The organism is Streptomyces sp. NPDC030143 (assembly GCF_055573695.1).
On the sequence record NZ_JBVIAY010000006.1, the window covers coordinates 271,401 to 296,784 of the forward strand.

Genomic DNA, 25,384 nt, shown 5'->3' on the forward strand with positions numbered 1-25,384 from the left:
CCCCCCTCCGGCGAGGAGACCACCGGCGGTGGGAGGGCAGCCCCCGTTCCCCCACGAAAGGCTCCACCGTGAAAGCCCGTGTCATGTCCTCCCTGGCCCTGCCCGCCGCTCTGGCGACCGCCGGACTGCTCAGCTCCGCCGAGGCGGCCTACGCGGCCGCCCTCGGCTCGGAAGCGTCGGCGTCCGCACCGTACGCGCGGCAGGGACAGGCGATAGGCGGCGACGTCACCCTCACCTCCGGCGAGGGGCACCCGTGCACGCCCATCGGCAACGTCACCGTCACCGACTACGGCCACTGCTGCACTCCCGTGGGCAACGTGACCATCACCGACTACGGCCACTGCTGCACGCCGGTGGGCAACATGACGATCACCGACTACAGCGTCTGCTGCACCCCGGTGGGCAACATCACCGTCTGTGACTACGGCCATCACCAGGAACACGGCCACCACGGCTGGGGCCACTCCCGTGACCACGGCCATGGGCGTGAGGCACGGTTCGCGTAGCCCGTGATCCGGCGGGTCCGCCGCGCCCCCGGCCCCCTGCGGGGCCGGGGGTCGGCCCCCGCCGTCGCGGAGCCTGCCCCTCCCCCGCTCCGCCCCTCCCGTTCCCTTCCGTCCGACGCGAAAGACGACGCATGTCCCACGGATCCGACCCTGTGGTCTCGGTGGTCATCCCCTGCCACGACTACGCCCGCTATCTGCCCGAGGCGGTGTCCAGCGTCGTCGCCCAGACGTTCGGCGCCTGGGAACTCGTCATCGTCGACGACGGCAGCACCGACGACACCGTCGAGGTGGCGGAGGACCTGATCGCCCGCCACCCGGACCGGCGCATCAGGCTGCTGCGCCAGGCCAACGCCGGGGTGTCCGCAGCCCGCAACACCGGCATCGCGGCCGCCGTCGGCCGTTACGTCCTGCCGCTGGACGCCGACGACGTGATCGCGCCCACGATGCTGGAGAAGACCGTCGCGGTGCTCGACGCCGACCCCGGCATCGCCATCGCCTCGACCGACGTCTTCACCTTCACCGACGATGATCTGCCCCCGCAGGCGATGCCCCTGCCCGCCTACAGCAGGGAGCTGCTGCTCCAGCGGCTGATCATGTTCTACTGCTCGTTGTACCGCCGTGAGGCGTGGCAGACCGTGGGCGGCTACGACGAGACCATGCGGGCCGGCGAGGACTGGGACTTCTGGGTCGGCTGCGTCGAGCACGGCTTCGAGGCCCACCACCTCCACGAGCCGCTTTTCGGGGCGCGCAACAAGGACACCGGCCTGCATCTGGAGGCCGCAGAGAACGACCTGGCCATCCGGGCCCGGATCGTGGCCAACCACCCGGGGCTGTTCAAGCCGGTCACCCGGGGCTGGGCACACGCCGTGCTCTCCCAGGACGCGGACGCCTGCCTGCGCGACGAGCACGTGCCGGACGACATCCTCACCCGGGCCGCCGAGATGGACCAGTTCCTCGCCGCGGTCATGGCTCTCCAGCGCACGACGCGGGTGCAGTACTACCACATCCGGCGGCTGGAGCAGGCGCTGGCCGCCCGCGGCGCCGTCGCCGACCCGGGCGTACCGGACGACGCGCCCGCCCCCACGGCTTCCTCCGTGTGATCGCGGAGGAAGCCGTGGCCAGCGGGTGACCTCCGTCGCGCCCGAGCCGACCGGGCCGACACGCAGCACGGTTCCCGTGAGGTCGGTGAAACGGCCGCACGTCCACCGGCAGCACGGTTCCCGTGAGGTCGGTGAACGGCCGCACGTCCCCCCGGCCGCTCTCCCCCGGCCGACGATCTCGCGGCCGAGGTCCACCAGCCGGCGGCCGTCGCCGGTCTTCCGCAGCGAGGCGGGTTCCGCGTCGTGCAGCCGCACCTGCTCGATCAGCGCCGGCACCAGCCCGTCGACGGCGCCCCGGGTCGCGGGGGCGTGCCAGTCGCCGTCGTAGAAACCGGGCTCGGTCCAGCCGAATTCGACGCCGGCACCGCCGAGAGTGCGGTGAAACGATTCAATCGGCGGTCGGTCGTGCGGTCACGCCCGCGTCGGCACCGGCCGTCGGAGCAGGTAGACGGCCGCCGTCGTGACCAGGACGGCCATACAGGCGATGAACACCAGTCCCGCGCCCTCCAGGCCGATCGGATCCGCCAGCAGGCCCACGCCGATCACCGGCACCGAGATGCCCGCGTAGGCCACCACGAACAGCGTCGAGATCACCGCCGCCCGGCGGTGGTCGGGAGACGCGCCGGCCACCGCGCCGAGCGCCCCGCGGAACGCCAGCCCCTGCCCTGCCCCGCCGACGAGCGCGCTCAGCACCACCAAGGCGAGCAGGTCCCACCGCAGTGCCGCCGCGAGCAGCGCCAGCCCGGCGAGGAGCCCGGCGCAGCCCACCGGCAGCGACCGCCCGACGCCGACCCGGCCGACCGCCAGTTGCCCGGCGGTCGAGGCGAAGAAGGCCAGCGCGACGACCAGTCCGCTCACTGCGTGGTCGTGCACGTCCAGGGACTGCGCGAGGAACGCCGGGCTGACCGACGTGAACACCCCGAACAGGGCGAACCCCACGAACGAGGCGGTCGCCGCGGGTCCGAACACCGCCCGTACCCGCGGCGGCAGAGCGGGCCGCTGCGGCCGTACGCCGCGCAGCGGCCGCCGCTGACGCACACTCTCGGGGAGTCCCCACAGGACGCCGACCGAGCCGGCCACCAGCACCAGGTGCACCAGGAACGGCAGGCGCAACGGCCGGACGGCGTACTGCGCGAGCACTCCGGCGATCAACGGACCGCAGCCCAGTCCCCCCATGTTGGCGGCCGTCGCGACGAACGTCGCCCGGGAGGCGCCGCCGTACGGCGCCAGCTCCATGACGTACGCCGTGGCGGCGCCGGTGAACAGACCGGCGGACAGGCCGGACAGCAGCCGTCCCGCGTACAGCCAGCCCAGCCCGGTGGCGCTCAGGAAGCAGACGGCACTGGCCGCCGCACAGCCCAGGCCCGCCAGCAGCACCGGACGTCTGCCCACGGCGTCCGAGGCGTTGCCCACCAGCAGCAGCACGCCGATGACGCCGAAGGCGTACACCGCGTACACGACGGTCACCGTCAGCTCGGAGAACCCGAACTCCTCCTGGTAGAGCGGGTAGAGCGGGGTCGGCAGCGTGGTGCCGGCCATGCACACGGCGAACACCGCGCCGCTGAGCACACAGGCACGCCATCCTCGGCGGTCACCGTCCATGCCGCACGGTAACCCCGTGCACCGTCCCGCTCCGGCCCGGCACGCCACCGCACCGGCGGGGTCGGGCACGCGTGCGAGCTTCACGGCCCCGGGCGGGCGCGGTGCCGGGTGGTGGGCGGCACGGGGAGTCCACGGCCCGGGGGCACGGGCGGGCGCGTGCGAGGCGGTGCGCGGCGCAGGGAGGTTCACGGCCCGAGGGCGCCGGGGGTGCGCGGGTGACGTCCGGACCGTTCGTCGGTGCGACCGGGTGCCGGGGGGCTTCCTCCGCCCGGGTGCGGACGGCGTCCCGCGCCCGCAGGGTGGAAGGAGGGACCATCACGCACCCGAGACTCCCGTGAGGGGTACGACCATGGCGAAGGCGAAGGGCCGTGCGGCGAGGAAGGAGCCGGCCAAGGGCGACAAGGTCGCGTGGCGCACTCACGGCACGGAGACCACGGGCACCGTGGAGAGGAAGATCACCGAGCGGACGGAGGCGGCCGGGCGCACCGTGGACGCCTCGTCGGACGAGCCCCAGTACGAAGTGCGCAGCGACAAGTCCGGCCGGACCGCCGTCCACAAGCCGTCGGCCCTGAAGCGGAAGCAGGGCTGACGTGCCGGCCCGGGACGAACGGCGCGAGATCCGGGAGACCTTCGGCGAACTGGTCAACATGACCCCGTCGACGCTGGAGAAGTGGCTGGACACCGACGACTCCCGGGCGGCCGGACAGCACCGGGACGGCGGCGAGTCGACGGGCCACGCCTCGGGCCGTGCCATCGTCGGCATCCTGCGCACGAAGCAGGGCGACCTCTCGGACGAGGACTACGCGCACATGCGCAAGGTGAACGGCTACATCCGCCGTCACCTCGCCCAGCGCCCCTCCGGAGAGGTGCGGGACACGCGCTGGCGCCACTCGCTGATGAACTGGGGCCACGACCCCCTCGCCGACGGCTGAGTCTCCGAGGAGCCTCCGGTCCGGGCGGCGCGGAACGCATCCGACCCGCCCGGTCGCCGGGAAGAGGGAGTGTGGTCCTCGCGATACACCGCGCGAGACCCGCCCCCACCGCGTTCCGGGAGGCGTCATGCAGCACCCCACCGATCCGTCGCCCGGCACCCGGCCCCGCCGCCGGCCCCGGCCCCTCGAGGTGACCGTCCATCTGGTCGTCGACGACACCGTGGCCCTGCCGATCGAGGCCCGCTTCGGGTACGACCGCGACGACCCGCTCGCCGTGCGGATGGACTTCCCCGGCATCCCCGACCCCGTCCGGCCCTGGGTGCTCTCGCGCGACCTGCTGTACGCCGGTCTGCGCGTGCCGTCCGGCGACGGCGACGTGCGCGTTTGGCCGCCCTGCCGCTGCCACGGAGGCAGGACGGCCCGCATCCTGCTGCGGGGCAGGCGCGCCGCCGCCGTGCTGTACGTGCCGGCCGCGGAGCTGAAGGAGTGGCTGGAGGGGACGTTCGCCGAGGTACCCGCCGGCGCGGAGGGTTCCCGTCTGCGCTGGGACGACGAGCTGGAGCGGTTGCTGCGGCGCGGATGACGCCCGAGCGTGGATCGGAAACGATGCGCGAACGATGCGAGTTGTCGTGTCGCATCGGTTGGTCGGACGGTGTCCTAGGCGGTGTCGCACGACCTGACCGTCGGCGATCCGCACCTCACGGGACACACCTCCGCCGAACCGGGAGTGGCCGCCATGACAGCAGCGCAGACAGTCCGAACCGGGCGCGGTGACGTGCCGGCGTCCGCGCCCGCCCCCGCCACGGCCTCCGCCACCGCCACCGCCCCCGCCGAACTGACCGCCCGCTTCGCCGCCGGCGACGAGGACGCGCTGGACGACGTCTACCGCACCTGGGGGTCGCTGGTGCACTCGCTCGCGTGCCGGACGCTGGGCGACTCGGTCGAGGCCGAGGACGTCACCCAGAACGTGCTCCTGGCCGCGTGGCGTGGACGGGCGGGCTTCCGGCCCGAACGCGGCGCTCTGTCCGCCTGGCTGGTGGGCATCACCCGGCGCAAGATCGCCGACGCCCTAGAGGCGCGCACCCGGCGCACCGAACTGGTCGCCACGGCCGGCTCCCTGCTGGCCCTGGACGACGGCCGGCGCCGGCTCGCCGACCCCCAGGCGGTCCTGGACCGCGTCCTGATCGGACAGTCGATGGCGGAGCTGACGGAGCCGCAGCGCACCGTGCTCAGCCTCGCCTTCTACGACGATCTCACCCAGACGCAGATCTCCCAGGTGACCGGCTGGCCCCTCGGAACGGTGAAGAGTCACGCACGACGCGGACTGCACCGGCTCGGCCGCTGTCTGGTGGACGACGACCGCGCCCGGTGCGGATGACACGGGTCAGCCCCTCCCCCACCGGGCGAGGGCGCGCAGCACGGCGCCGCGCCCCCGGTCCGGGACCGTCCACAGCGTCTGCCCGCGCACACCCCACCGCTCCAACAGGGCGTTGGCCGCGAGGAATCCACTGGTCGCGGCGCGCTCCATCAGGGCCACCGGCAGGTCCGTGCGGACCAGGTCACCGGCGAGCACGAGTCCGGGTTCGGGGGTGCGCACGGCCGGCCGGTCGTGCCGGGCGCCCACCGCGAACAGCGGGCAGTCCTGCCGCCACACGTGACGGGCGTCGACGACGGCGGCCCGGCGGGTCTCCGGGTAGACCCGGCGCAACTCCTCGACGAGGCGCTTCTGTTCGACGTCGCGGTCGGCGTCGGGCCGCACCGCGTAGGCGTGCAGCTCCACGACGGATCCGCCTGTGCGGGCCGCCCACCGGGCCGCCTCGTCCTCCCAGCGTTCCAGCACGCTGATGTTGTCGAGGCCGCCGTAGCCGCTCGTACCGAGGAAGCCGGGCCGGTCCGGGGCCACGGGCCGGTCCAGCCACAGGCGGGTGACCAGGAACGGCGGGGCGGTGCGCAGGCGGCGGATCCGCTCCCGCCACGGCGCGTCGCCCAGCCGGTCGCAGCGGGCGACGATCGAGCGCAGGCCCGCGGTGTCCAGGGCCAGCACCACTGTGTCGTACCGCCGTTCCCCGCCGCCGGCGGTGACCGCGTAGGTGCCGTCCGGTGTGCGGGCGACGTGTTCGACGGCGGCGGACGTCCGTACGTCGGTGCCGTGCCGCCGCAGGTAGCCGGCGAGCGGGTGCCAGAGGGCGGCCGGGAAGGGGGCGGTAGGGACGTCGAACAGCAGGCCCTCGGCGGAGCCGAGGAAGTAGATGTGGAACATCAGCACCATCTCCGCCGCCGACAGCTCCCGCGGGTCGGCGAAGAAGCTGCGGGAGAACACCTCGAACGCCAGATGGCGGGCCGCCCGCGGGAAGCGCACGGCGTCGAGGAAGTCGTGGGCGCTGGTGCGGTCGAGGCGCTCGTACACCTCGGGGACCCGTACGTCGAGCAGCGGCAGGGCGGCGAGCGGGTTCACCGCGCGCAGGTCCCGCAGGCCGAAGGACGGGCTGAGCGCGACGAAGCCGAGCGCGCTCCACGGCGGGGTGCGCGGGACGTGGCGGAAACCGTCCCGCGCACCGCTGCTGTGCCGCAGCGGGTAGTCCGGCAGGCCGGTCAGCCGTTCCAGCCGGGGGTCGGTACGGCGCAGCAGGCCGCGCAGGTTGTAGTACTGGCGGAAGAAGGCGTGGAAGCCGCGGCTCATGGTGACAGTCGATCCGTCCGCCAGGCCGACCGGCCATCCGCCGACGCGTCCGCCCAGGTACGGCTCGCGTTCGTACAGCGTCACCCGCACTCCGCGTTCGGCCAGTGCGGTCGCGGCGGCCAGTCCGGCGATGCCGCCCCCGACGACGGCGGTGGTGCGGCGGGCGCCCTCGATCCGCGCCGCCCCGGGGTGGGCGGGCAGTACGCGGGCGCGGCGGTCCCGGCCGTGGCGGGAGCCGTCGGATCGGCGGGGTCCGGTCATCGCCCGCCCTCCCCGGGGGCGTCGCCGCGCCGGGCGACGAAGGTGTGGGTGATGCCCGTCTGCCAGCCCGGCAGCGGCAGGGTCCGTACGGCCTCGAATCCGGCGGCGCGGACCCGGTCGGCGAACCGGTCGGCGGTGTCGAAGTCGACGACGCTGCGCCGCAGGTGCCGGTACAGCCCGGCGTCCCCGAGGACGGTGGCCACGGGCTGGACGATGCCGCGGCACACCAGCGTCCACACCGCGCGGTCGGCGCGACGGCCGCTGAGGGTGTACTCGTGCACACCCAGCCGTCCCCGCGGGGCCAGCAGCGCGCGCACCGCGCCGAGGACGGCGTCGGGGTCGGACAGGTTGCGGAACAGGTAGGCGGCGAAGACGGCGTCGAAGGGGCCCTCGACCCCGGCCTCGGCGACCCTTTCCGCGGGGGCATGCACGAACGTCACACCGCTCGACCACGGCTTGGCGGCGGCCCGCCGGAGCATGCCGGCGGAGGCGTCCACGGCCGTGATGGCGGCGCCGGGCAGCTCGGACCGCAGTGCGGCGGTCGAGGCACCGGTGCCGCATCCGAGGTCGAGGACGCGCAGTCCTTCCCCGTGCCCGGGCAGGCCGAGGCGGCGCACCGAGCGCCTCAGGTGCGCGTGGTAGCCGGGGTTGACGGCCACCAGAGTGTCGTAGCTGCGGGCGGCGTGGTCGAAGGCGGCGGCGAGATCCTCGTCGCGCAGCAGGTTCATGCGGTCTCCATCCTCCAGGGGAGCAGGGGCCGTGCGGGGCGCGGTGGGGCGCGGTCACGGGAGGTCGTGGGGGCGCGACGTGGTCACGGCAGGTCGCTGCTGCGCGGCGGGCCGGGTCACGGGAACTCGTGGGGGCGCGGGGCCAGGCGGCGCAGCTCGATCGCCGTGCGCAGCATGGGGCCGACCGGCGTGCGCAGGCCGACGGAGAGGTCCTCCACGAGGCCCGTGCGCCCGTCGAGGAAGCGCAGGACCCGGTTCATGGGCAGGCGTTCGAACAGGTGGGAGAAGAGCGCGGGTCCGTCGACCCGGCCGCTGTCGAGGGCGCGCAGCAGGACGGCGTCCATGGCGCGGGAGCGGGCCGAGTGGGCGGGCGGCGGCACCGGTTGCCGGCCCCGGCGCAGGGCGGCGGCGACGGCCCGTGTCTGACGCTGGAGTCCGGCGAAGGTGTACCCGGTCGACGCGCGGGTCGCGCCGCCCGCGGCCCCGATGCGGAACACGGACGCCCCGACCCGGGTCGGCATCCGGCCGTCCGTCATCGGGATGACGCCGGTCTCGGTCCCGCACACCTGGACGTCGCCGAGCCGGAGGACGTCCCGGACGTAGTGCCGCACGGCCCGCTCGTAGCCGTCCGCGGTGAGGGGCCGCGGTGAGAACTCGGTGTACTCCACCAGGGCCTCGCGGGGACCGGTGGGCAGCACGTAGCCGAAGGACAGGCCGACGGCGGGCTGGGGCGTGCGGAAGTCCATCAGCTCCGCGGTGCCGTCGTCGAAGACGGGCCGGGCCGTGCGGACGAACCACCCGTGGAAGTGCTGCAACAGGGTGGTGCGTGCCGCGGGCAGGCTGCCCGGCGGGCGGGAGTCGAACACCCAGCGGGCGCCGAGGACCCCCGGCCGGCCGTCGGCGTCCCGGAAGACGACCCGCGCTCCGCCGGGGACGTCCTCGATCGTCTCGACGACTCCTTCCAGGCGCCGTACGTTCGGACTGCGCGCCAGGTCGCGCCCGACCACGTCCTCGAAGTCGTCGGACCGGATCATCTTGTAGCGCAGCGGGGCGATGTCCCCCGTCACGGGCGGTCCCGTCGGCGGGCGCACGCGCAGCGAACGCCAGGTGGCGGTGACGGCGGCCTCGAAGCGGCCCCGGCCGCCCTCCCAGAAGCACCAGGTCCGGCTCGCCGGCCGCAACGGGCCGGGCGGCGCGTCCACCAGCACCACCGACGGCTCACCCCCGCCGGACAGGCGGTGCGCCAGGGACAGTCCCGCGGCACCCGCGCCGACGACCGCCACGTCCGCCTCCCACACGTCGGCTGTCTCCCTCCTGCGCCCGACCCTCGCGCACTCCATCGGTCTTCCCGCCCGTGGGCCCGTTCGGATGCGGGTCACCCGAATGCGACAGGCGGCCGACGCCGAGGACGACGAGCCTGGAAGGGGCGTGACGCGCCCCGCGTCCGCCCGGCTTCCGGGTCCCGGCCCGCATCCGTGCAGGGCTCAGGGGCCGAACACCGGGACGGCAAGGCGTTCTGCGATCACGACGAGAGGAACCGGGATGCGCCCCACACAGGCGACGGATCACCCTGCGGCCGGGCCGCCGCCGCCCGCCCCCCGACTGGTCGCGCTGCCGGCGTCCCCCGTTCGGGTGTGGGCCGTCGACCGCGACGTGCATGCGGCCGTCGGCCGGGTCCTCGACGGGATGCTCGCCGACCGGGTCGCCCGCGCCCGGGGGGTGGACCCGCTGTTCGCCGACGATCTGGCGCTGCGGGTCGCCCGCTTCACCCGGTACGGCGGCAAGCGCACGCGCTCGCGTCTGGTGTGGTGGGCGCTGCGCGCCTGCGGCGGCCACGACGACGACTGCGCCTCGGCGGCCCTTCGGGTGGGCGCCGCGCTGGAGGTCCTGCAGACCTGTGCGCTCGTCCAGGACGACGTGATGGACGCCTCGCCCCGGCGCCGGGGCCGGCCCGCCCTCCACACGGAGATCGGCGCCCAGTACGCCCGCTCCGACCGGTCGGCCCGGGTCCGGCGGTTCGGGGAGGCGGCGGCGGTCCTCGCCGGGGACCTCGCGCTGGCGTGGGCGGACGATCTGGTGGCCGAGACCCCGCTGCCCCCGGACACCGCCCCGGTGGTGCGGCGTCTGTGGAGCGACCTGCGCACGGAGATGGTGGCGGGCCAGTACCTCGACGTGCAGGGGCAGATCACTGCGTCGCGCTCCCTGCCGCGGGCGCTGCGCTCCGCCTGTCTCAAGAGTGCCCTGTACTCCGTCGAACGTCCTCTCGCGCTCGGCGCGGCACTGGCCGGGGCGGACCGGGCGACGACGGGCGCGCTGTGCTCGGCCGGCCGCCGCGTCGGCCTGGCCTTTCAGCTCCGCGACGATCTCGGCGACGTCTTCGCCGACGCCTCCCTGACCGGCCGGCCCGCCGGCGGGGACATCCGCGAGGGCAAGCCGACGTACCTGGTCGCCCTGGCCCGGGCCAGGGCCGAGGCGTCCGGGGACCACGCGGCCCTGGCCGTGCTGGACCGGTCGCTCGGCGACGAGGACCTGACACCGGCGGGCCTGGAGGAGGTGCGGGAGGTCCTGGTGCGCACCGGGGCCCGGGCCACCGTCGAGGCGAGGATCGGCCGGCTGGTGGAGCAGGGGCTCCGCCATCTCGACGGCGCCCCGCTCGACCCCGGGGCCGGCGACCGTCTGCGCGAACTGCTCGTCTCCACGGCGGGCGGAACGGGAACCGGTCCGGCCACCCGGCCGGCGCGGTGCGGACCGGACGCCGCCGTGGCCGTGTCGCCCGCCACGCCGGCCGCCGAGGAGGCCCGCGCATGACGCGCACCCTGTCCGGCCGCACCGACCACGTCGTGGTCGTCGGAGCCGGGCTCTCCGGTCTGTCGGCCGCCCTGCACCTGCTGGGCGCAGGCCGTCGGGTCACCGTCGTGGAGCGCGACCCGATGCCCGGCGGCCGTGCCGGGCGGCTGGACCTCGCCGGTTACCGCGTCGACACCGGCCCCACCGTGCTGACCATGCCCGATCTCGCCGACGAGCCCTTCGCCGCCGTAGGCGACAGCCTCCTCGCGCGGGTCGAGCTGGTACCGCTGCATCCGGCCTACCGCGCCCGCTTCGCCGACGGGAGCACACTCGACGTGCACACCGAGGCCGACGCCATGGCCGCGGAGGTGGAGCGGTTCGCCGGTGCCGGCGAGGCGGCGGGCTACCGACGGCTGCGCGACTGGCTGGAGCGGCTCCACCGCGCGCAGATGCGCCGGTTCATCGACGCCAACTTCGACTCGCCGCTGGGTCTGCTCAACGCCGACCTCGCCCGTCTGGCCGCCCTGGGCGGCTTCGGCCGGCTGGACTCCCGCATCGGCCGCTTCCTCCGGGACGAGCGGCTGCGCCGCGTCTTCTCCTTCCAGGCCCTGTACGCCGGGGTGCCGCCCGCGCGGGCCCTGGCGGCGTACGCCGTCATCGCCTACATGGACACCGTCGCCGGCGTGTACTTCCCCCGGGGCGGCATGCACGCGCTGCCGCGGGCCATGGCGGACGCCGCCGTCGACGCGGGCGCCGACCTGCGGTTCGAGCAGCGGGTGACGCGGCTGGAACGGTCCGGCGACCGGATCACCGCCGTCGTCACCGACCGCGAGCGCATCCCCTGCGACGCCGTCGTCCTCACCCCGGACCTGCCCGTCGCCTACGGTCTGCTCGGCCGTCGGCCGCGGCGCCCGCTGCGGCTGCGCCACTCGCCCTCCGCGGTCGTGCTGCACGCGGGCACCGACCGCACCTGGCCGGGGCTGGCCCACCACACCCTCTCCTTCGGCGCGGCCTGGCGCGGCACGTTCGACGAACTCACCCGGAGCGGACGGCTGATGAGCGATCCCTCGCTGCTGATCACGCGCCCCACGGCCACCGATCCGCGGCTCGCGCCGCCCGGCCGCCATCTGCACTACATTCTCGCCCCCTGTCCCAACACCGACCTCGGACCCGGGGCCCGGGAGTGGACCGACCTCGCGCCGCGCTACCGGGCCGAGCTGCTGCGGGAGCTGGAGCGGCGCGGACTCGACGGCATCGAGGCCGCCATCGAGTCGGAGTGCCTCGTCACCCCGGCCTCCTGGCAGGCGCAGGGGCACGCGGCCGGCTCGCCGTTCTCGGTGGCCCACACCTTCGCGCAGACCGGTCCGTTCCGGCCGCGCAACCTGGTGCGCGGCACCGAGAACGCCGTCCTGGCCGGCTGCGGCACGACCCCGGGCGTCGGCGTTCCGACCGTGCTGCTGTCGGGGAAGCTGGCCGCGGCCCGCGTCACCGGTGTCCCGGGCCGCGCTCCCGCGCGCGTGCGCACGTCGCCGACCCGCACGAAGGAGACCACCGCATGACCGACCGGGAACTCGACGCGGCCGGGATCACCGATCCGGCGCTGCGCGCGGCCTACCGCGTCTGCCGTGCGCTCAACGCCCGGCACGGACGGACGTACTTCCTCGCCACCCGGCTGCTGCCGGTGGAACGCAGGTCCGCCGTGCACGCCCTGTACGGCTTCGCGCGCTGGGCGGACGACATCGTCGACTCGCTCGATCCCGGTGTCCGCGCCGCACAGCGGGTGGACGCGCTGGCCCGGCTCCGGCGCAGCCTGGTCGAAGGGCTGCGCAGCGGGCACAGCGAGGAACCGGTGGTCCTCGCGCTCGCCGACACCGCGCGCCGCCACGGCATCCCCCACGAGCACTTCCACGACTTCATGGCCGCCATGAGCGCCGACCTGGTGGTCGGCGACTACCCCACCTACGCCGACCTGCGCGGCTACATGCACGGCTCCGCCGCCGTCATCGGGCTGCAGATGCTGCCGGTCCTGGGCACGGTGGTCCCGCGTGCGCAGGCGGCGCCCCACGCGGCGGCGCTCGGCGTGGCCTTCCAGTTGAGCAACTTCCTGCGGGACGTGGGAGAGGATCTCGACCGGGGGCGGGTGTACCTGCCCGCCGATCTGCTGGGCGCCCACGGCGTCGACCGGGCCCTGCTGCGCTGGAGCCGTGACACGGGCCGGCCGGACCCGCGGATCACCGCCGCGCTGCGGGAGTTCGCGGCGCTGACCCGGGGCGTCTACCGGGAGGCGGCGCCGGGGCTGGACATGCTCGATCCGGTGTCGCGGCCGTGCATCCGGACCGCGTTCGTGCTGTACGGCGGCATCCTGGACGCCGTCGCCCGGGACGGCTACGCGGTGCTGCACCGGCGGGCGGTGGTGTCCCGGCGGCGCCGCGCCGCGGTCGCCGCCGACGGGCTCGCCCGGGTGGTCCGGGCGCGGCTGCGCGCCCGCGCCGACGCGCGCCGCACGGAACGCGCGGGTCCGGACCCGTCGCCCGCCGCCCCGTCGTCGACGCCGGGCCGCGACGTCCACCAGGAGGTCGCGTGAACCCCGTCCCGCCGGGCGGCCGCAGGTGTCTCCCGCTGTCCCTGCGCCGACGCCCCGTCCCCTGGGAGCGGCAGCGGCCCACCTGGCGTGAGGCCCGGCCCTCGGTGATCGCCGACGCGTTGAAGCGAGCCCAGGTGCGCCCGTCCGGCAACTGGTACGTCGTGGGCGCCTCGAGCGCGCTGCGCGTCGACCGTCCGCTGGGCCGGACGGTCGCGGGCCGCGAGGTGGTCGTCTGGCGGGCCGCCGACGGCCGCCCGGTGGCCGGTCCCGGCGTCTGTCCGCATCTGGGCGCCCCGCTGCGGGACAGTCCGGTGCGCTGCGGCACGCTCGTGTGCCACTGGCACGGCCTGGCGCTGGACGGTGGCCCGTTCGCCGGCTGGAACCCGCTGCCGGTCCACGACGACGGCGTGCTGCTGTGGGTGCGACTGGACGACGCTGGCGGCGAGGCACCGCTGGACGCGCCGGTCGTGCCCCGGCGTCCCGAGACCGCCCGGGCGCTGACGGCGGTCCACGTGGCGACGGGACGCTGCGAGCCCGAGGACGTCGTCGCCAACCGTCTGGATCCCTGGCACGGGGCGTGGTTCCACCCGTACGCGTTCGTCGACCTCACGGTGGTCGGCTTGCCGGAGGGCGCCGAAGGGGCGGCGGACGACGGTTTCACGGTGGACGTCTCCTTCAAGGTGGCGGGGCGGCTGGTCGTTCCGGTGCGGGCCGTTTTCACCGCGCCCGAACCCCGTACGGTCGTCATGCGCATCACCGAGGGCGAGGGCCGGGGGTCGGTCGTCGAGACGCACGCGACCCCGCTCGGGCCGGACGACCGGGGCCGGCCGCGCACGGCGGTCGTCGAGGCCGTCGTGGCGGCCTCCGACCGGCGCGGGTTCGCCGTCGCCCGCCGGGCGGCCCCCGTGCTGCGTCCGCTGGTCCGGGCCGCCGCCGGGCGCCTGTGGCGCGACGACCTGGCCTATGCCGAACGGCGCTGGCAGTTGCGCGCCCGGGGCTGGGACGGGACGCCGTGAGGCCGGGCGCCGTGGAACGGGCGCTGTGAGGCCGGGCGCCGTGGAACGGAACACCGCCAGACGGGGCGCCGGCGAATCCGGTCGCGCGGGGTGGGCGGCGGCGCGGGGTCGTCGCACGGCACATCCGCAGGCGCGGGATGTGATCTGCGCCACACAGACGGGGTGGCGGCGGGGCCGGCCGTCCGGGTGAGGGCGGCGGACAGGCCGACGCGCGGGCCCGGGACACCCGTCACTCGGCTCGGGAAGGACACGGAGCCGAAAGATCGGATAGTCCGGCCGCGCGCGGGGTAGAACGGACCTGGGACGCCGCCCGCGATCTTGGGTGGCCCCCACATCCACTCCCGTCGGGGCACCCCCGGCAAGAACAAAGGACAACGCAGCATGGCCAGCGGCACCGTGAAGTGGTTCAACGCCGAGAAGGGCTTCGGTTTCATCGCCCAGGACGGCGGCGGGCCGGACGTCTTCGCGCACTACTCCAACATCGCCGGCAACGGATACCGGGAGCTGGTCGAGGGAGAGACGGTCACCTTCGACGTCACGCAGGGGCAGAAGGGCCCGCAGGCGGAGAACATCGTCCGCGGCTAGTCAGTGACGAGGCAGGGGCCCCGGCGACCGCCGGGCCCCTGCCTCATCCGTCCGGAACGACCGTTCCGGACGACAGGGAACCGACGCGACGGTGGCCGCAGCCGACTCGGGGGTTCGACCGCGGCCACCGGCGCCGGAGAGCGGGGAGCACACCTCTCACCGACGCAGGATCCGGCTTCCCCGGGACCGCGACCGCAGACTGCGCCGTACGGGTGATCATGCCCGGCCTGCGCGTTCCTCGCCTCGGGCGCCGACGCCCGCCTCGTCCCCGGTGAGGTCAGCGCCGTGACCGGTGGTGAGACGTGAGCGGGACCGACCGGGCCGACCGCCGTCCGCCTCTGCGAGGGCGGACGGCGGCGCCTTTTCGGGACGGTCAGGGCAGACGGCTCCGGAAGTCGAGGTGGTGGGGTGTACGGGCGGCCGGCGGGGCCCGGGCGGTACGCCGGCCACGTGGGCGGGGACTCGCCGCCGGGTGTGCCGGTGCGGACGAAGGCGGCCCAGCACTCCGTCAGCGCGGCGGACAGGCGACGCTGGGCCGGGGTGAACAGCGGCTCGGCCACCCGTCCTCGAACAGGTAGGGGATGTCACGGCGCAGCACCTCGGCGACGAGGGCGTCGTCCGGTGTCCTGCCCGTCGTGCGGTGCATCAGCCGGGCGACGTCCGGCGCGGCCGGGCCCGTCAGGGGAAGCGTCGTGGCCCGGGTCACGAGGGAGCGCGACCCGTCGCGCAGGGGGTGGTCCGGCCGTTCGATCTCCACGTCCCTGCACGTCGCCGCGATCAGTACCCGTTCCTGCGAGATGTGCTGCGTGACGAATTCCAGGAGGCCGCCCGACGCCGGGTCGGCCCAGTGCACGTTCTCCAGCACGACCAGCACCGGCTGGTGCCGTGCGGCGGTGACCAGCAGCGTCGTGACGGCGTCGAACAGCCGGAACCGGTCCACCTCCTCCGCCTCGGCCCCGCCGCCCAGCAGGACCTGCCATGCCGCGCCGACCGCGTCCGAGGCGGCCTGCCACGCGCCGGACAGGGCGCACGCGCGCAGTCCCCGTACGACCTGCGTCCACGGCCAGTAGCCGGGGGTGCCGTCGGCGTCCCGGCACGACCCGCGCAGCACGGCCATGCCGACGGCGCGCGCCTCGTTCATCGCGCACCCGGTGAGGGACGTCTTGCCGATGCCGGCTTCGCCGGTGATCAGCAGCAGGCCGCCGTGGCCGGTGTCCGTCCGCGCGATGTGCAGACGCACGGCGCGCAGGAAGTCGTCGCGCCCCAGGAGGTCCGGCCGGGTTTCGCCGCCGGGCGGCGGCACCGTCGTCACGCCCGCCAGCGGTCCCGGAAGGAGTTCCCCACAGATCTCATACCGTCCCCCGCAACGTCCGCACCACCCGGCCGCAGCCGTCGTCCGACCGGAAGCGCAGGGCCTGTTCGAAAAGTGGATCAACCTCACGAAACGCCGGGCCGGCAGCGGCCCGCCGGAGATTCCGGCGGGCCGCTCTCCCGTCACACCGCGGTCAGGTCGTCCCGCACGAGACCGTGGGCCAGGTCCGGTTGCCGTTGTGCTGGATCGTCACCCCCCAGGTGTTGCCGCTGCCGTTGGGTTTGGCGGTCAGCACCTGTGCGCTGGGGTAGGTGGCGTTGACGTTCCAGGTGGAGAGGACCTTGGCCGGGGAGGGCACGTTCATCGTCACCGTCCAGGCGCTCGAGCCGCTCACCGAGACGTTGAGGTTGTAGCGGTCGCTCCACTGCTGCCCCGCGGAGAGGGTCGCCGTGCAACCGCCGCCACCACCGCCGCCACCGCCCGAACCGGTGCCGCCCACCGTGATGGTGGAGTTCCCGCTGCTCCGGTATCCCTCGGTCGCCATGATCATGTAGTAGCTGAAGCTGCCGAGGGGCATGCCGGCGCGGGCCCAGGCGTCGAAGTGGTTGCCGGTGGTGATGGTGCCGCCGGTCCGCTTCGACTGCCGGACGCTCCAGTACTGGTTGAAGGTGCGGACGCCCTCGACGGACGGGGCGTTGTAGCGGGTGGTCTGGTAGATGTCGTACGTCCCGCCGTCGCTGGTGACGGTGCCCTTGAACGTGCCCGTGGGCCGGTAGGTGCCCCAGTTGTCGACGATGTAGTACTCGACGAGCGGGTTCGACATCCACCCGTAGAGGGTCAGGTAGGCGTTGCCGGACGGGTTGAAGCTGCCCGAGTAGGTCACGCTCCTGCGGCTGCCGGTGCTCCAGCCCTTGCCGGCGACGAAGTTCCCGGTGTTGCGCCACGAGGTGCCGTAGGTGCCGCCGGAGGCGAGGTTCATGGAGACCGTGCCGGGGCTGTCGGTCCAGAACGAGTAGTAGTAGCCGTTGTCGGTGCCGGTCTGGTTGGTGGTGATGACCGTGTCGGCGCTGGCGGCGCTCGGCAGGAGCAACGCGATCACCGCGCCGAGTGCGACGGCCCAGGCGCCGCGCAGCAGGGACAGGGGGCGGCCGCGGCCGCGGTTCGGGGGGTGGGGGTGCGCGGTCATGTCCGTGCTTCCTCCTCATGGGACTGGTGCGGGCAGGCGTCCGCGTGGCGGGGCCCGGCAGGCCGGGCCGCCGACGGGCAGGACATGGGTTCGCCCCGTCCGGCGACACCGCGCGGCGCGGAAGGACACAGGCCGGCCGTCGTGCGCGCGACGGCCGTGAAGCCCGGGCACGAGCGTGTCCGGGAGCGGTGGCGGCCGGGGCCGTCGATGGCGAAAGTGTTGGACCGACCGCGGCGACAGTCAACAGTTTCGGCATCACTTTCGAAACGTTCGCGTGATCGCGGATCGATCGCGGTGGTGTCGTTCCAGTTCAGGCGACAGGCAGTTGACGGAGTGTCATACCGCCTCGGTCACGCCCTTACGGAGAGAGTGAGCACCGAGGGGCTTTCCGTCGAAACATTCGGTGGCCTTCCGAACGCTCCTGCTGGGGGCGGCGGTGCCGGGAACGCGTTCCGGCCGCCGCCGCGCATCGCGCCCCGGTGTCCCCGGTGGGACGACTGACACCAGGTCGGGTGTTGCTCCGCTTCCGCATGCCCGTGGCGGGGAGCCACATCGCACCCCATCCCGCCGAGCGGCCCGAACCGGTGGGGAAGCGGGCGTCACGGCGGGCGTGGGGGCCGGTGTGCATGCCGTGTCCGCCGGCCGGTTCGCCCCCTCGCGGCGCGGCGGGCCGGGGACGGCGCGCACGGGCGCGGCTGCCGTCCCCGGCCCGGTCCGCCCTCTACAGGGCGCGCTCCATGCGGTCCGCCAGCAACTGGACGAACCTCGCCGGCTCGGCCGGCCGGCCTCCCTCGGCCAGCACCGCGAGGCCGTGCAGGAGTTCCACGCTCTCGGCGAGGGCCGTACGGTCCCCGCCGTCCCGGAACGCCTGGTTCAGGCCCTTGACCAGGGTGTGCTCGGGGTTGAGCTCCAGGATGCGCTGGGTGCGGGGCACCTCCTGGCCCATGGCGCGGTACAGGTTCTCCAGCGCCGGGGTCAGGTCGTGCGTGTCGGAGACCAGGCAGGCCGGGGAGACGGTGAGCCGGGAGGACAGACGCACGTCCTTGATCTGCTCGGCGAGCCGCTCCTTCATCCAGCCGAGCAGCTCGGCGTACTCCTCGCCCTGCTTCTCGCGTTCCTCCTCCGACGCCGTCTCCCCGTCGGGGCCGAGGTCGATCTCGCCCTTGGCGACGGAGCGCAGCCGCTTGCCCTCGTACGTGCCGACCGCGTCGGTCCACACCTCGTCGACCGGGTCGGTGAGCAGCAGGACCTCGATGCCCTTGGCCCGGAAGGCCTCCATGTGCGGGGAGTTCTCGATCGCCTCGCGGGACTCGCCCGTCATGTAGTAGATGTCGTCCTGACCGTCCTTCATGCGCTCCACGTACTGCTGGAGCGTGGTCGGTTCGGCGGCGTCGTGCGTGGTCGCGAACGACGAGACGGCGAGGAGGGCGTCGCGGTTCTCCGCGTCGGTGACGAGTCCCTCCTTCAGGACGGCCCCGAACTCGCGCCAGAGGGTGGCGTACTTGTCGGGCGAGGCGGTCATCATGTCCTTGACCGAGGACAGGACCTTCTTCGCCAGTCGGCGGTGCATCAGCTGGATGTGGCGGTCCTGCTGGAGGATCTCGCGGGACACGTTGAGCGAGAGGTCCTGGGCGTCGACGACGCCCTTGACGAAGCGCAGGTAGGGCGGCAGCAGGGCTTCGCAGTCGTCCATGATGAAGACGCGCTTCACGTAGAGCTGTACGCCCCGCTTGTAGCCCTGGGTGAACAGGTCGTGGGGGGCGTGCGAGGGCACGAACAGCAGGGCCTGGTACTCGAAGGTGCCCTCCGCCTGGAGCCGGATCGTCTCCAGGGGGTCCGTCCAGTCGTGACTGATGTGCTTGTAGAGCTCGTGGTACTCCTCGTCCTTCACCTCGTCGCGGGACCGCGCCCAGAGCGCCTTCATCGAGTTCAGCGTCTCGGGCTCGCGCGGGGCGTCGTCGCTCTCGCCGTCGGCGGTCGGCGGGGTCATGCGGATCGGCCAGGTGATGAAGTCCGAGTAGCGCTTGACGATCTCCCGGATCCGCCACGGGGAGGTGTAGTCGTGCAGCTGGTTCTCGGGATCGGCCGGCTTGAGGTGCAGGGTGATCGTGGTGCCCTGCGGGGCGTCGTCCACCGTCTCCAGCGTGTACGTGCCCTCGCCGCGCGACGACCAGCGCGTGCCCTGGCTCTCCCCGGCCCGCCGGGTCACCAGGACGATCTCGTCCGCGACCATGAATCCGGAGTAGAAGCCGACGCCGAACTGCCCGATGAGCCCCTCCGCGCCGGCGGCGTCCTCGGCCTGTCGCAGCTCCTCCAGGAACTTCGCGGTGCCCGAGTTGGCGATGGTGCCGATGAGGTGGGCGACCTCGTCGTACGACATGCCGATGCCGTTGTCGCGCACCGTGAGGGTACGCGCGTCCGGGTCGGCGTCGATCTCGATGTGCAGGTCGGACACGTCGGCGTCGAGCGTGTCGTCCCGCAGGGATTCCAGGCGCAGCTTGTCCAACGCGTCGGAGGCGTTGGAGACGAGCTCGCGCAGGAAGACGTCCTTGTTCGAGTAGATCGAGTGGATCATCAGCTGGAGGAGCTGACGGGCTTCCACCTGAAACTCAAACGTTTCGGTCGGCATGGTTCGCGACTACCTCTCCGTCCCACAAGTGCCGGAACTGACTGACGGCAGCCACTGTAGGACAGCCGGTCACGGCTGCCCCACCTCAGGCCGCCCGGTCCCGCATCCGCACGACGCGCGGCGCCCGGGCCGCCGGAGTCGCGGTGCGCGCCGGTCTGACGCGGTAGGTGGTCTTCGACGGGTCGGTGACGGGCTCGCCGAGGGTGATCCGGCCGGTGGTGCGCAGCCGCTCGCACACGTCGGTGGGCAGGGCGACGTAGCAGCCGCCGCGGCCGGTGCCGGAGTCGACGGGCCGCCAGTAGCTGTACCTGCGGCGTCCGCTCGCGTACTCGGTGACGAACACGGCGGTGCGGGAGTCGGCGACGATCCGCAGCACGTCGGCGTCCGGTGAGGTCCGGGCGGAGAGGAGACGCCCGGCCGGACGCTGTCCGGGGTCGTGGAGGAACGGCATCGGCGTTACCTTTCCGGGGAGGGGCTGTCGACACCGGATACCCCGTTCGGGCCGGTGTTGATCTTACTTCCGGGCATTCTTGCGCCCACCACTGACAACGCGCCCGTGCGACGGGCTCCGGGGCCGTGTCCGCGGGGGTGCCGGAACCCCCGCGGACACGGCTCCGGCCGGGCGCCGGCCTGCGGCCCCTCACTCCTTGAGCCGCTCCAGGGTGGCCCTGGTGTCCGTCCTGAGCCAGCCGGTCACCTCGTCGAGCTCCGGGGGGTCGGTGTCCTCGTCGTACGACGAGAAGTAGGCGCTGTAGCTCATCGTGTACGTCGTCCAGCCGTCCCGTACGGCGAGGGTGGCGTAGCGGGAGCCGCTGGAGGTGCCGCTCTTGGTGTCCTCGGACACCAGGTACGCCTCGTCGCCGATGCCCTCGACGGTCTCCACCTCGTACCCCGGGTGGTTCTCCCGGTAGTTCTTCCAGGTCGCCGTGAACTCGGGCCCGGGGTCGGTCTTCTTGTGCAGGTCCACCTGGAGGGTGAGGTAGGCGTCGGAGTACTCCGAGCCCGCCTTCTTCAACCCGAGGCTGCAGTGGCTCTCGTCGAGTGCGGGGTCCTTGAGGGCGCTGGAGGTCGGGGAGCCGTCGTCGGACGGGTACTCGCGCTCGAAGGAGGAGTAGTCCGCGCTGGTGCACAGGTTGGACGGGGCCGTGTAGCCGCGCAGGTCGGGCGAGTCGTCCGCGCCGCCGAGCGCGAAGACCCCGACCGCCCAGGCGGCGGATGCGACGACCGCGCCGAGCGCGACCCACAGGACCGCCCGGCCGGCGCCCCCGCCCGAGCGGGACGGCGGGACCGCCGCCGGCCCGAAGGGGCCCGGGTGACCGTAGGGGATCTGGGGGCCGTGCTGTCCCGGCGGGCCCGGCTGGCCGGGCAGTGCCGACAGGCCGGGTTGCCCGGGCTGCCCGGGCTGCCCGACGAGGGTCGGCTGGGCGTAGAAGTTCTGCTGCGCCGGCCCGGGGGCGGCGGCAGGGGTCGGCGAGGCGCCTCCCTGGTCGGCCGGGGCCGGGCTCTGCACAGGCGGGTACGGATGGGCACTCGGCGGGGACGGCGTCGTCCCGGACGGCTGCTCCGGCTGCTCCGGAGGCGAGGGCGGCGTGGACATGACGTGAAGATAGGGCAGGAAATGCAGTCAAGTCCTTTGTCGTCAGGGATCGTTACGGCTTGGGAACATCTGTCGGGAAGCGCGTACATCTCCTTACTGCAACCGGACCGGCCGAATACGTGTCTTGGTCGGCGAGGTGGGTGCGCCCGCACGGCGAGGCCGTGACGGGCCGGCCCGGACGGGGGACGGCGATGAACGCATGGGTGGTGCCGGGGTACTCCGAGTCGTCCGAGATCGGATCCGGGGCGAGCGGGCGCGTGGTGCTCGCGGTGCACGAGGAATCCGGTGTGCCGGTCGCCGTCAAGTACCTCAGCGAGTCGCTGCGCACCCGGCCCGGCTTCGTCCACGGGTTCCGCGCCGAGGCGGAGCTGCTCGGCGGGCTGCGCAGCCCGCACGTGGCGGGGCTGTACGAGTACGTCGAGGCGACCCAGGGCGCCGCCATCGTGATGGAGCTGGTGGACGGCGTGTCGTTGCGGAGTCTGCTGGCGCGCGAGGGGCCGCTGACGCCCGAGGCGGCGCTGGTCGTGCTCAAGGGTTCGCTGCTCGGGCTGGCGGACGCGCACCGGGTGGGTGTGGTCCACCGGGACTACAAGCCGGAGAACGTGCTGGTCACGCTGGAAGGTGTGTCCAAGCTCGTCGACTTCGGCATCGCGGTGGACGCGGGGGTGCGGGCCGGGGTGGCCGGCACTCCCGCGTACATGGCACCGGAGCAGTGGACCGGCGAGCCGGCCTCGCCCGCCGGTGATGTGTACGCGGCCACTGCCACGTTCTTCGAGTGTCTGACGGGCCGTCGGCCGTTCACCGGCGACAGTCTGGTCGAGCTGGCGTTCCAGCACGTCGAGGGCGCGGTGCCCGTCGACGCCGTGCCGGAGGCGGTGCGTTCGCTGGTGGGCCGGGGGCTGGCGAAGGCGGCGGACCGCCGCCCCGCGGACGCGGCGGCGTTCGTGGCGGAGCTGGAGGAGGTGGCGGTCGCCTCCTACGGCGAGGACTGGGAGGACCGCGGACGCGGCCGTCTGGCCGCGCTGGCCGCCCTGTTGCTGTTCCTGCGTCCCGCCGCCCCGGGCATGCCGCGCGGGGGCACCGACACGGCTCGCACCGTGCTGGGCCGGGGCGCGGGCAAAGGGCGGCTCCGGCCGTGGCAGCCGACCTGGCCGGGTGTCGCCGTGTCGGCCGCCGCCGTTCTGCTGGCGCTCGTCATCGGCCTCGTGGACCGGGGCAGCGCGGACGCCACGGCGGGCGCCCCCGGGGTGGCGGAGGCCCTCGCCACAACGAGCGCGATCCCGACCCCCGGCGCGACGACGGCGGCCCCGTCGACCACGCCGTCACCGTCCCCGACGCCGGCACCGACCTCCGCCGCCCCCTCCCCCGCCGCCTCGACGCCGGACGCGGTCTCCGCCGCCCCGGAGTCCCCGTCGATGCCGGCCGGCACGCCGGCTCCGCCCTCGACGGGTGCGTCGGACCCGGGGCCGACCGGTAGCCCGACCGTCCCGCAGACGTCGAGCCCGACGACAGACGCCCCCTCTTCCCCCGCCCCTCCCGCGGTCAAGGACATCGCGGTGGCGGGTTTCCGGCAGACCGGCCCCGCGACGGCGACGGCCACGCTCACGGTCACGACGGACGGCACCGGTCCCCTCACCGTCACCGTCGACTGGTTCGCCGGGGACACCGCGGGCCGGCCGGGCGCCGCGGACGGCGGGCCCGTCGTCCTCCGGCGCAGCGGCGCCACCCGGTACACGCTCACCGTCGACCACGCCTTCACCACGACCGGCTGCCACTGGACCGTCCAGGCCACGACCAGCCCCCCGTCCGCCGGCGGCGGCGCCTCCCGGCAACTCCTGACGCGACAGTGCGAGCTCCGATGACCACCGACGACGACCGCGTCCGGCCCCTCCCGCACGGCCCGGCCGGCGGCCCGCCCACGGGCGGTGACGACGACTACAGCGCCACCGCGCTGGCCAGCCACTGGGTCCAACGGCCCGAACCCGACACCACCCTGGTCGCCGACCCGCACGACACGGCACCCACCCTGCCCCGACCGGACACCGACCCGCACGGCACGACCCCCACCCTGCCCGTCGAGGGGACCGTGTTGCGCTTCGGCCCGGGGGTGACCGCCGCCCTCGCCGGACGTGTGCCCGCCGCACGGCGCGCCTGCGCGCCGGCTCCGTCCACGGGTGCCGCCCACCGCCGTCCGCGCCGGTACACGGTGCCCGTGCTCGCGCTGGTCGTCGCCCTCGCCTTCGTCTTCTGGAGCGAACACCGCGCCGGGCCGGTCGCCGTGCGGGGGGTCACGGTGACGGCCGCGGAGCGGACGCTGGGTTGCGACGGCACCGCCGAGATCGTCGCGGACGTCCGGACGGACGGGCCCGCGGGCACGCTCTCCTACCGGTGGGTGCGCAGCGACGGCACCACGTCCGCCGTGCTGAGCGCCGCCGTGGGTCCGGGCCGGGACCGGACCCGGCTCCGGCTGTTGTGGACCTTCGAGGGCGAGGGCCGCCATCAGGCGGTGGCGGAACTGCGGTTGCTGTCGCCCCTCCAGCGGTCGGCCGACGCCAGGTTCCTGTACGACTGCCGATGAGCGCCCGGGCAGGAGTTCACCCGCCTCGCGGGGGTACCCGCAGCCTCGGCGCACCGTACGAGGGAGGCAGCACAGTGGACCGATCAGCGCTGCGGGCGGTGGGCTGGGCCCGCACCCTGCCGATGGACAGCACCGTCAAGGAGGCACGAGACTGGGCTCGTCGGCATCTCGACACCCTGGGCTGGACCAGCAGCGACCCCGACACCGTGGACTCGGTCCTGCTGGCCGTCTCGGAGATGGTCACCAACGCCCACCGGCACGCGCACAGCAGCGCCCAGTTGGTCATGGCCTGGGACAGTCGCTGCCTGCACATCTCCGTCCACGACTCCTCCACCGAACTGCCGACACCGCGCGAGCCCAGCACGGAACGCGTGGGCGGACGCGGCATGTTCCTCGTCGACGCCCTGGCCGACAGCTGGGAGGCACGGCCGTGTCCGCACGGCAAGTCGGTCACCGCCTGCTTCCGTCCGTCGTCCGCCGCGACGACCTGACGGGCGGGCCGCTTCCGGGGGCCCGGCCGGGACGGGGTACGGCGTCCGCCCGGTGATCGGCTGTCAGTGTCCGCCGCTACGCTCCGCAGGACCGGAACGCAGCGGCGGGCGGGGCCCGTTGCCGGGAGCGAAGGGCGGTGCGGCCGGTGTCGATGTGGCTGAGCCCCGCGAAGACCGAGGCCTCGTTGCCGAAGGAGGCGCGGGAGCGCCCGGAGATGATCGGGCACCTCTTCTTCGACGAGGAGGACGTGCCCGAACCGCCGCTCGCCGGCTTCCGCCGGCACACCGACTCCTACGGCCACGACTACCGCGTGCCGGCGGACCTCGCCGAAGGCCGCGTGCGGGCCGAGCACGCCACGGCGGAGTGGACGGCCGCCCAACCCTGGCCGGCCCGGGCCACCGGCCACGACCGCCGGACCGTCGAGGAGCACGAGTTCGGCCACGGGCCGGCGTTCCTCCTCACCGCCGAGGAGGTGCGGCAGGTCGCTACGGGCCTCGCCGCCGAGCACCGGGGCGGCCCTGCCACGGCCTCCGACCGGCGCGAGGGCGGGGACGACCACGGCATGGAGGACCTCGCCCCGTTCTTCGCGGCGGCCGCCGCCGAGGGCAGAGCCGCGCCGGGCGGGGTGCACTGACGCGAGCGGCCCGGCCGCGCCGTCCTGTCGAAGCCGTGTGGATTGGGGGAGTTGTGGGGGCTTCCTGAGGAGACCGGCCGGTAGGAGGAGGGGTGCCCCTTCGTCCGTGATGGTGCTGCTGTTTCCTTTCACCGTGGTGCCGGTGGGGCCCGGGGGGCCTCCCGTGCGCCGACCC

The 25,384-nt window shown here is 74.3% G+C and carries 24 protein-coding genes; 15 read left to right on the forward strand and 9 right to left on the reverse strand.

The features are described from left to right. Positions 1-83: 83 nt before the first annotated feature. Together ACZ4YY_RS13745 and ACZ4YY_RS13750 are read left to right on the forward strand one after the other, a co-directional pair. Positions 84-506 (forward strand): hypothetical protein, encoded by a 423-nt coding sequence (locus ACZ4YY_RS13745; RefSeq protein WP_468288271.1) that lies wholly within the window; start codon positions 84-86, stop codon positions 504-506. Between the two features lie 131 nt (positions 507-637). Then, positions 638-1,606, forward strand: a complete 969-nt coding sequence (locus tag ACZ4YY_RS13750) for a glycosyltransferase family 2 protein (protein ID WP_468288274.1) — start codon at positions 638-640, stop codon at positions 1,604-1,606. A 411-nt stretch (positions 1,607-2,017) separates the two neighbouring features. Here the strand turns inward: ACZ4YY_RS13750 and ACZ4YY_RS13755 are convergent, their stop codons facing one another. Beyond that, a complete protein-coding gene (locus tag ACZ4YY_RS13755) occupies positions 2,018-3,208 on the reverse strand; it encodes an MFS transporter (RefSeq protein WP_468288277.1) in 1,191 nt (396 codons plus the stop codon). Positions 3,209-3,557: 349 nt separating this feature from the next. On the opposite strand from ACZ4YY_RS13755, the gene ACZ4YY_RS13760 reads away from it, so the two are divergent. From ACZ4YY_RS13760 to ACZ4YY_RS13775, 4 genes are all read left to right on the forward strand, one after another. After that, positions 3,558-3,797 carry a hypervirulence associated TUDOR domain-containing protein gene (locus ACZ4YY_RS13760; protein ID WP_468288280.1) on the forward strand — a complete coding sequence of 80 codons (240 nt, stop codon included), beginning with the start codon at positions 3,558-3,560 and terminating at the stop codon, positions 3,795-3,797. A gap of 1 nt (position 3,798) precedes the next feature. Continuing rightward, positions 3,799-4,140, forward strand: coding sequence for a DUF3140 domain-containing protein (locus tag ACZ4YY_RS13765; protein ID WP_468288283.1), 342 nt, complete (start codon positions 3,799-3,801; stop codon positions 4,138-4,140). 127 nt (positions 4,141-4,267) lie between these two features. Continuing rightward, positions 4,268-4,723: an SsgA family sporulation/cell division regulator gene (locus tag ACZ4YY_RS13770; RefSeq protein WP_468288286.1), complete on the forward strand. Its 456-nt coding sequence runs from the start codon at positions 4,268-4,270 to the stop codon at positions 4,721-4,723. A 153-nt stretch (positions 4,724-4,876) separates the two neighbouring features. Continuing rightward, positions 4,877-5,518, forward strand: a complete 642-nt coding sequence (locus tag ACZ4YY_RS13775; protein ID WP_468288572.1) for a sigma-70 family RNA polymerase sigma factor — start codon at positions 4,877-4,879, stop codon at positions 5,516-5,518. A gap of 6 nt (positions 5,519-5,524) precedes the next feature. On the opposite strand, the gene ACZ4YY_RS13780 is transcribed toward ACZ4YY_RS13775, so the two are convergent. From ACZ4YY_RS13780 to ACZ4YY_RS13790, 3 genes are all read right to left on the reverse strand, one after another. Continuing rightward, complete coding sequence (locus tag ACZ4YY_RS13780) at positions 5,525-7,081, reverse strand: FAD-dependent oxidoreductase (RefSeq protein ID WP_468288289.1); 1,557 nt, start codon at positions 7,079-7,081, stop codon at positions 5,525-5,527. Next, entirely contained in the window at positions 7,078-7,809 is a 732-nt protein-coding gene (locus ACZ4YY_RS13785) for a class I SAM-dependent methyltransferase (RefSeq protein WP_468288292.1), read from the reverse strand. Before ACZ4YY_RS13785 ends, ACZ4YY_RS13780 begins: the two co-directional genes overlap by 4 nt. 116 nt (positions 7,810-7,925) lie before the next feature. Then, a complete protein-coding gene (locus ACZ4YY_RS13790; RefSeq protein ID WP_468288295.1) occupies positions 7,926-9,107 on the reverse strand; it encodes a lycopene cyclase family protein in 1,182 nt (393 codons plus the stop codon). 244 nt (positions 9,108-9,351) lie between these two features. Between ACZ4YY_RS13790 and ACZ4YY_RS13795 the strand changes: the two genes are divergently transcribed. The 5 genes from ACZ4YY_RS13795 (at position 9,352) to ACZ4YY_RS13815 (ending at position 14,781) form a co-directional block, all read left to right on the forward strand. Further along, a complete protein-coding gene (locus ACZ4YY_RS13795) occupies positions 9,352-10,617 on the forward strand; it encodes a polyprenyl synthetase family protein (protein ID WP_468288298.1) in 1,266 nt (421 codons plus the stop codon). Beyond that, the gene (gene crtI / locus ACZ4YY_RS13800) at positions 10,614-12,155 is read left to right on the forward strand and encodes a phytoene desaturase family protein (protein ID WP_468288302.1); all 1,542 of its coding nucleotides are present in this window, start codon (positions 10,614-10,616) and stop codon (positions 12,153-12,155) included. Before ACZ4YY_RS13795 ends, crtI begins: the two co-directional genes overlap by 4 nt. Beyond that, positions 12,152-13,180 carry a phytoene/squalene synthase family protein gene (locus ACZ4YY_RS13805; protein ID WP_468288304.1) on the forward strand — a complete coding sequence of 343 codons (1,029 nt, stop codon included), beginning with the start codon at positions 12,152-12,154 and terminating at the stop codon, positions 13,178-13,180. Before crtI ends, ACZ4YY_RS13805 begins: the two co-directional genes overlap by 4 nt. After that, complete coding sequence (locus tag ACZ4YY_RS13810) at positions 13,177-14,196, forward strand: DUF5914 domain-containing protein (protein WP_468288307.1); 1,020 nt, start codon at positions 13,177-13,179, stop codon at positions 14,194-14,196. The genes ACZ4YY_RS13805 and ACZ4YY_RS13810 overlap by 4 nt, the downstream gene beginning before the upstream one ends. A gap of 381 nt (positions 14,197-14,577) precedes the next feature. Continuing rightward, positions 14,578-14,781 (forward strand): cold-shock protein, encoded by a 204-nt coding sequence (locus ACZ4YY_RS13815; protein WP_143638655.1) that lies wholly within the window; start codon positions 14,578-14,580, stop codon positions 14,779-14,781. Between the two features lie 508 nt (positions 14,782-15,289). On the opposite strand, the gene ACZ4YY_RS13820 is transcribed toward ACZ4YY_RS13815, so the two are convergent. From ACZ4YY_RS13820 to ACZ4YY_RS13840, 5 genes are all read right to left on the reverse strand, one after another. After that, positions 15,290-16,093 (reverse strand): AAA family ATPase, encoded by an 804-nt coding sequence (locus ACZ4YY_RS13820; RefSeq protein ID WP_468288310.1) that lies wholly within the window; start codon positions 16,091-16,093, stop codon positions 15,290-15,292. Positions 16,094-16,286: 193 nt separating this feature from the next. Further along, positions 16,287-17,279: a glycoside hydrolase family 11 protein gene (locus tag ACZ4YY_RS13825; RefSeq protein ID WP_468288313.1), complete on the reverse strand. Its 993-nt coding sequence runs from the start codon at positions 17,277-17,279 to the stop codon at positions 16,287-16,289. Positions 17,280-18,000: 721 nt separating this feature from the next. Continuing rightward, complete coding sequence (gene htpG, locus ACZ4YY_RS13830) at positions 18,001-19,908, reverse strand: molecular chaperone HtpG (protein ID WP_468288316.1); 1,908 nt, start codon at positions 19,906-19,908, stop codon at positions 18,001-18,003. Between the two features lie 85 nt (positions 19,909-19,993). Continuing rightward, positions 19,994-20,359, reverse strand: a complete 366-nt coding sequence (locus tag ACZ4YY_RS13835) for a hypothetical protein (protein WP_468288319.1) — start codon at positions 20,357-20,359, stop codon at positions 19,994-19,996. 189 nt (positions 20,360-20,548) lie between these two features. Beyond that, positions 20,549-21,505 carry a hypothetical protein gene (locus tag ACZ4YY_RS13840; RefSeq protein WP_468288322.1) on the reverse strand — a complete coding sequence of 319 codons (957 nt, stop codon included), beginning with the start codon at positions 21,503-21,505 and terminating at the stop codon, positions 20,549-20,551. A 191-nt stretch (positions 21,506-21,696) separates the two neighbouring features. On the opposite strand from ACZ4YY_RS13840, the gene ACZ4YY_RS13845 reads away from it, so the two are divergent. The 4 genes from ACZ4YY_RS13845 to ACZ4YY_RS13860 all read left to right on the forward strand — a co-directional run bounded on the left by ACZ4YY_RS13845 (position 21,697) and on the right by ACZ4YY_RS13860 (position 25,209). After that, positions 21,697-23,367: a serine/threonine-protein kinase gene (locus ACZ4YY_RS13845; protein ID WP_468288324.1), complete on the forward strand. Its 1,671-nt coding sequence runs from the start codon at positions 21,697-21,699 to the stop codon at positions 23,365-23,367. Next, positions 23,364-24,083: a hypothetical protein gene (locus tag ACZ4YY_RS13850; RefSeq protein ID WP_468288327.1), complete on the forward strand. Its 720-nt coding sequence runs from the start codon at positions 23,364-23,366 to the stop codon at positions 24,081-24,083. Before ACZ4YY_RS13845 ends, ACZ4YY_RS13850 begins: the two co-directional genes overlap by 4 nt. Before the next feature lie 74 nt (positions 24,084-24,157). Beyond that, positions 24,158-24,574 carry an ATP-binding protein gene (locus ACZ4YY_RS13855; RefSeq protein ID WP_468288330.1) on the forward strand — a complete coding sequence of 139 codons (417 nt, stop codon included), beginning with the start codon at positions 24,158-24,160 and terminating at the stop codon, positions 24,572-24,574. Positions 24,575-24,720: 146 nt separating this feature from the next. After that, positions 24,721-25,209: a hypothetical protein gene (locus tag ACZ4YY_RS13860; RefSeq protein WP_468288333.1), complete on the forward strand. Its 489-nt coding sequence runs from the start codon at positions 24,721-24,723 to the stop codon at positions 25,207-25,209. Positions 25,210-25,384: the final 175 nt, after the last annotated feature.

Excerpts from the sequence above, each read along its gene's own strand:
- ACZ4YY_RS13795 (WP_468288298.1), top strand. The coding sequence starts at position 9,352 with ATGCGCCCCACACAGGCGACGGATCACCCTGCGGCCGGGCCGCCGCCG.
- ACZ4YY_RS13805 (WP_468288304.1), top strand. The coding sequence starts at position 12,152 with ATGACCGACCGGGAACTCGACGCGGCCGGGATCACCGATCCGGCGCTG.
- ACZ4YY_RS13835 (WP_468288319.1), bottom strand. The coding sequence starts at position 20,359 with ATGCCGTTCCTCCACGACCCCGGACAGCGTCCGGCCGGGCGTCTCCTC.
- ACZ4YY_RS13775 (WP_468288572.1), top strand. The coding sequence starts at position 4,877 with ATGACAGCAGCGCAGACAGTCCGAACCGGGCGCGGTGACGTGCCGGCG.
- ACZ4YY_RS13745 (WP_468288271.1), top strand. The coding sequence starts at position 84 with ATGTCCTCCCTGGCCCTGCCCGCCGCTCTGGCGACCGCCGGACTGCTC.
- ACZ4YY_RS13840 (WP_468288322.1), bottom strand. The coding sequence starts at position 21,505 with ATGTCCACGCCGCCCTCGCCTCCGGAGCAGCCGGAGCAGCCGTCCGGG.
- ACZ4YY_RS13815 (WP_143638655.1), top strand. The coding sequence starts at position 14,578 with ATGGCCAGCGGCACCGTGAAGTGGTTCAACGCCGAGAAGGGCTTCGGT.
- ACZ4YY_RS13825 (WP_468288313.1), bottom strand. The coding sequence starts at position 17,279 with ATGACCGCGCACCCCCACCCCCCGAACCGCGGCCGCGGCCGCCCCCTG.
- ACZ4YY_RS13755 (WP_468288277.1), bottom strand. The coding sequence starts at position 3,208 with ATGGACGGTGACCGCCGAGGATGGCGTGCCTGTGTGCTCAGCGGCGCG.
- ACZ4YY_RS13760 (WP_468288280.1), top strand. The coding sequence starts at position 3,558 with ATGGCGAAGGCGAAGGGCCGTGCGGCGAGGAAGGAGCCGGCCAAGGGC.
- htpG (WP_468288316.1), bottom strand. The coding sequence starts at position 19,908 with ATGCCGACCGAAACGTTTGAGTTTCAGGTGGAAGCCCGTCAGCTCCTC.
- ACZ4YY_RS13750 (WP_468288274.1), top strand. The coding sequence starts at position 638 with ATGTCCCACGGATCCGACCCTGTGGTCTCGGTGGTCATCCCCTGCCAC.
- crtI (WP_468288302.1), top strand. The coding sequence starts at position 10,614 with ATGACGCGCACCCTGTCCGGCCGCACCGACCACGTCGTGGTCGTCGGA.
- ACZ4YY_RS13780 (WP_468288289.1), bottom strand. The coding sequence starts at position 7,081 with ATGACCGGACCCCGCCGATCCGACGGCTCCCGCCACGGCCGGGACCGC.
- ACZ4YY_RS13850 (WP_468288327.1), top strand. The coding sequence starts at position 23,364 with ATGACCACCGACGACGACCGCGTCCGGCCCCTCCCGCACGGCCCGGCC.
- ACZ4YY_RS13845 (WP_468288324.1), top strand. The coding sequence starts at position 21,697 with ATGAACGCATGGGTGGTGCCGGGGTACTCCGAGTCGTCCGAGATCGGA.
- ACZ4YY_RS13785 (WP_468288292.1), bottom strand. The coding sequence starts at position 7,809 with ATGAACCTGCTGCGCGACGAGGATCTCGCCGCCGCCTTCGACCACGCC.
- ACZ4YY_RS13770 (WP_468288286.1), top strand. The coding sequence starts at position 4,268 with ATGCAGCACCCCACCGATCCGTCGCCCGGCACCCGGCCCCGCCGCCGG.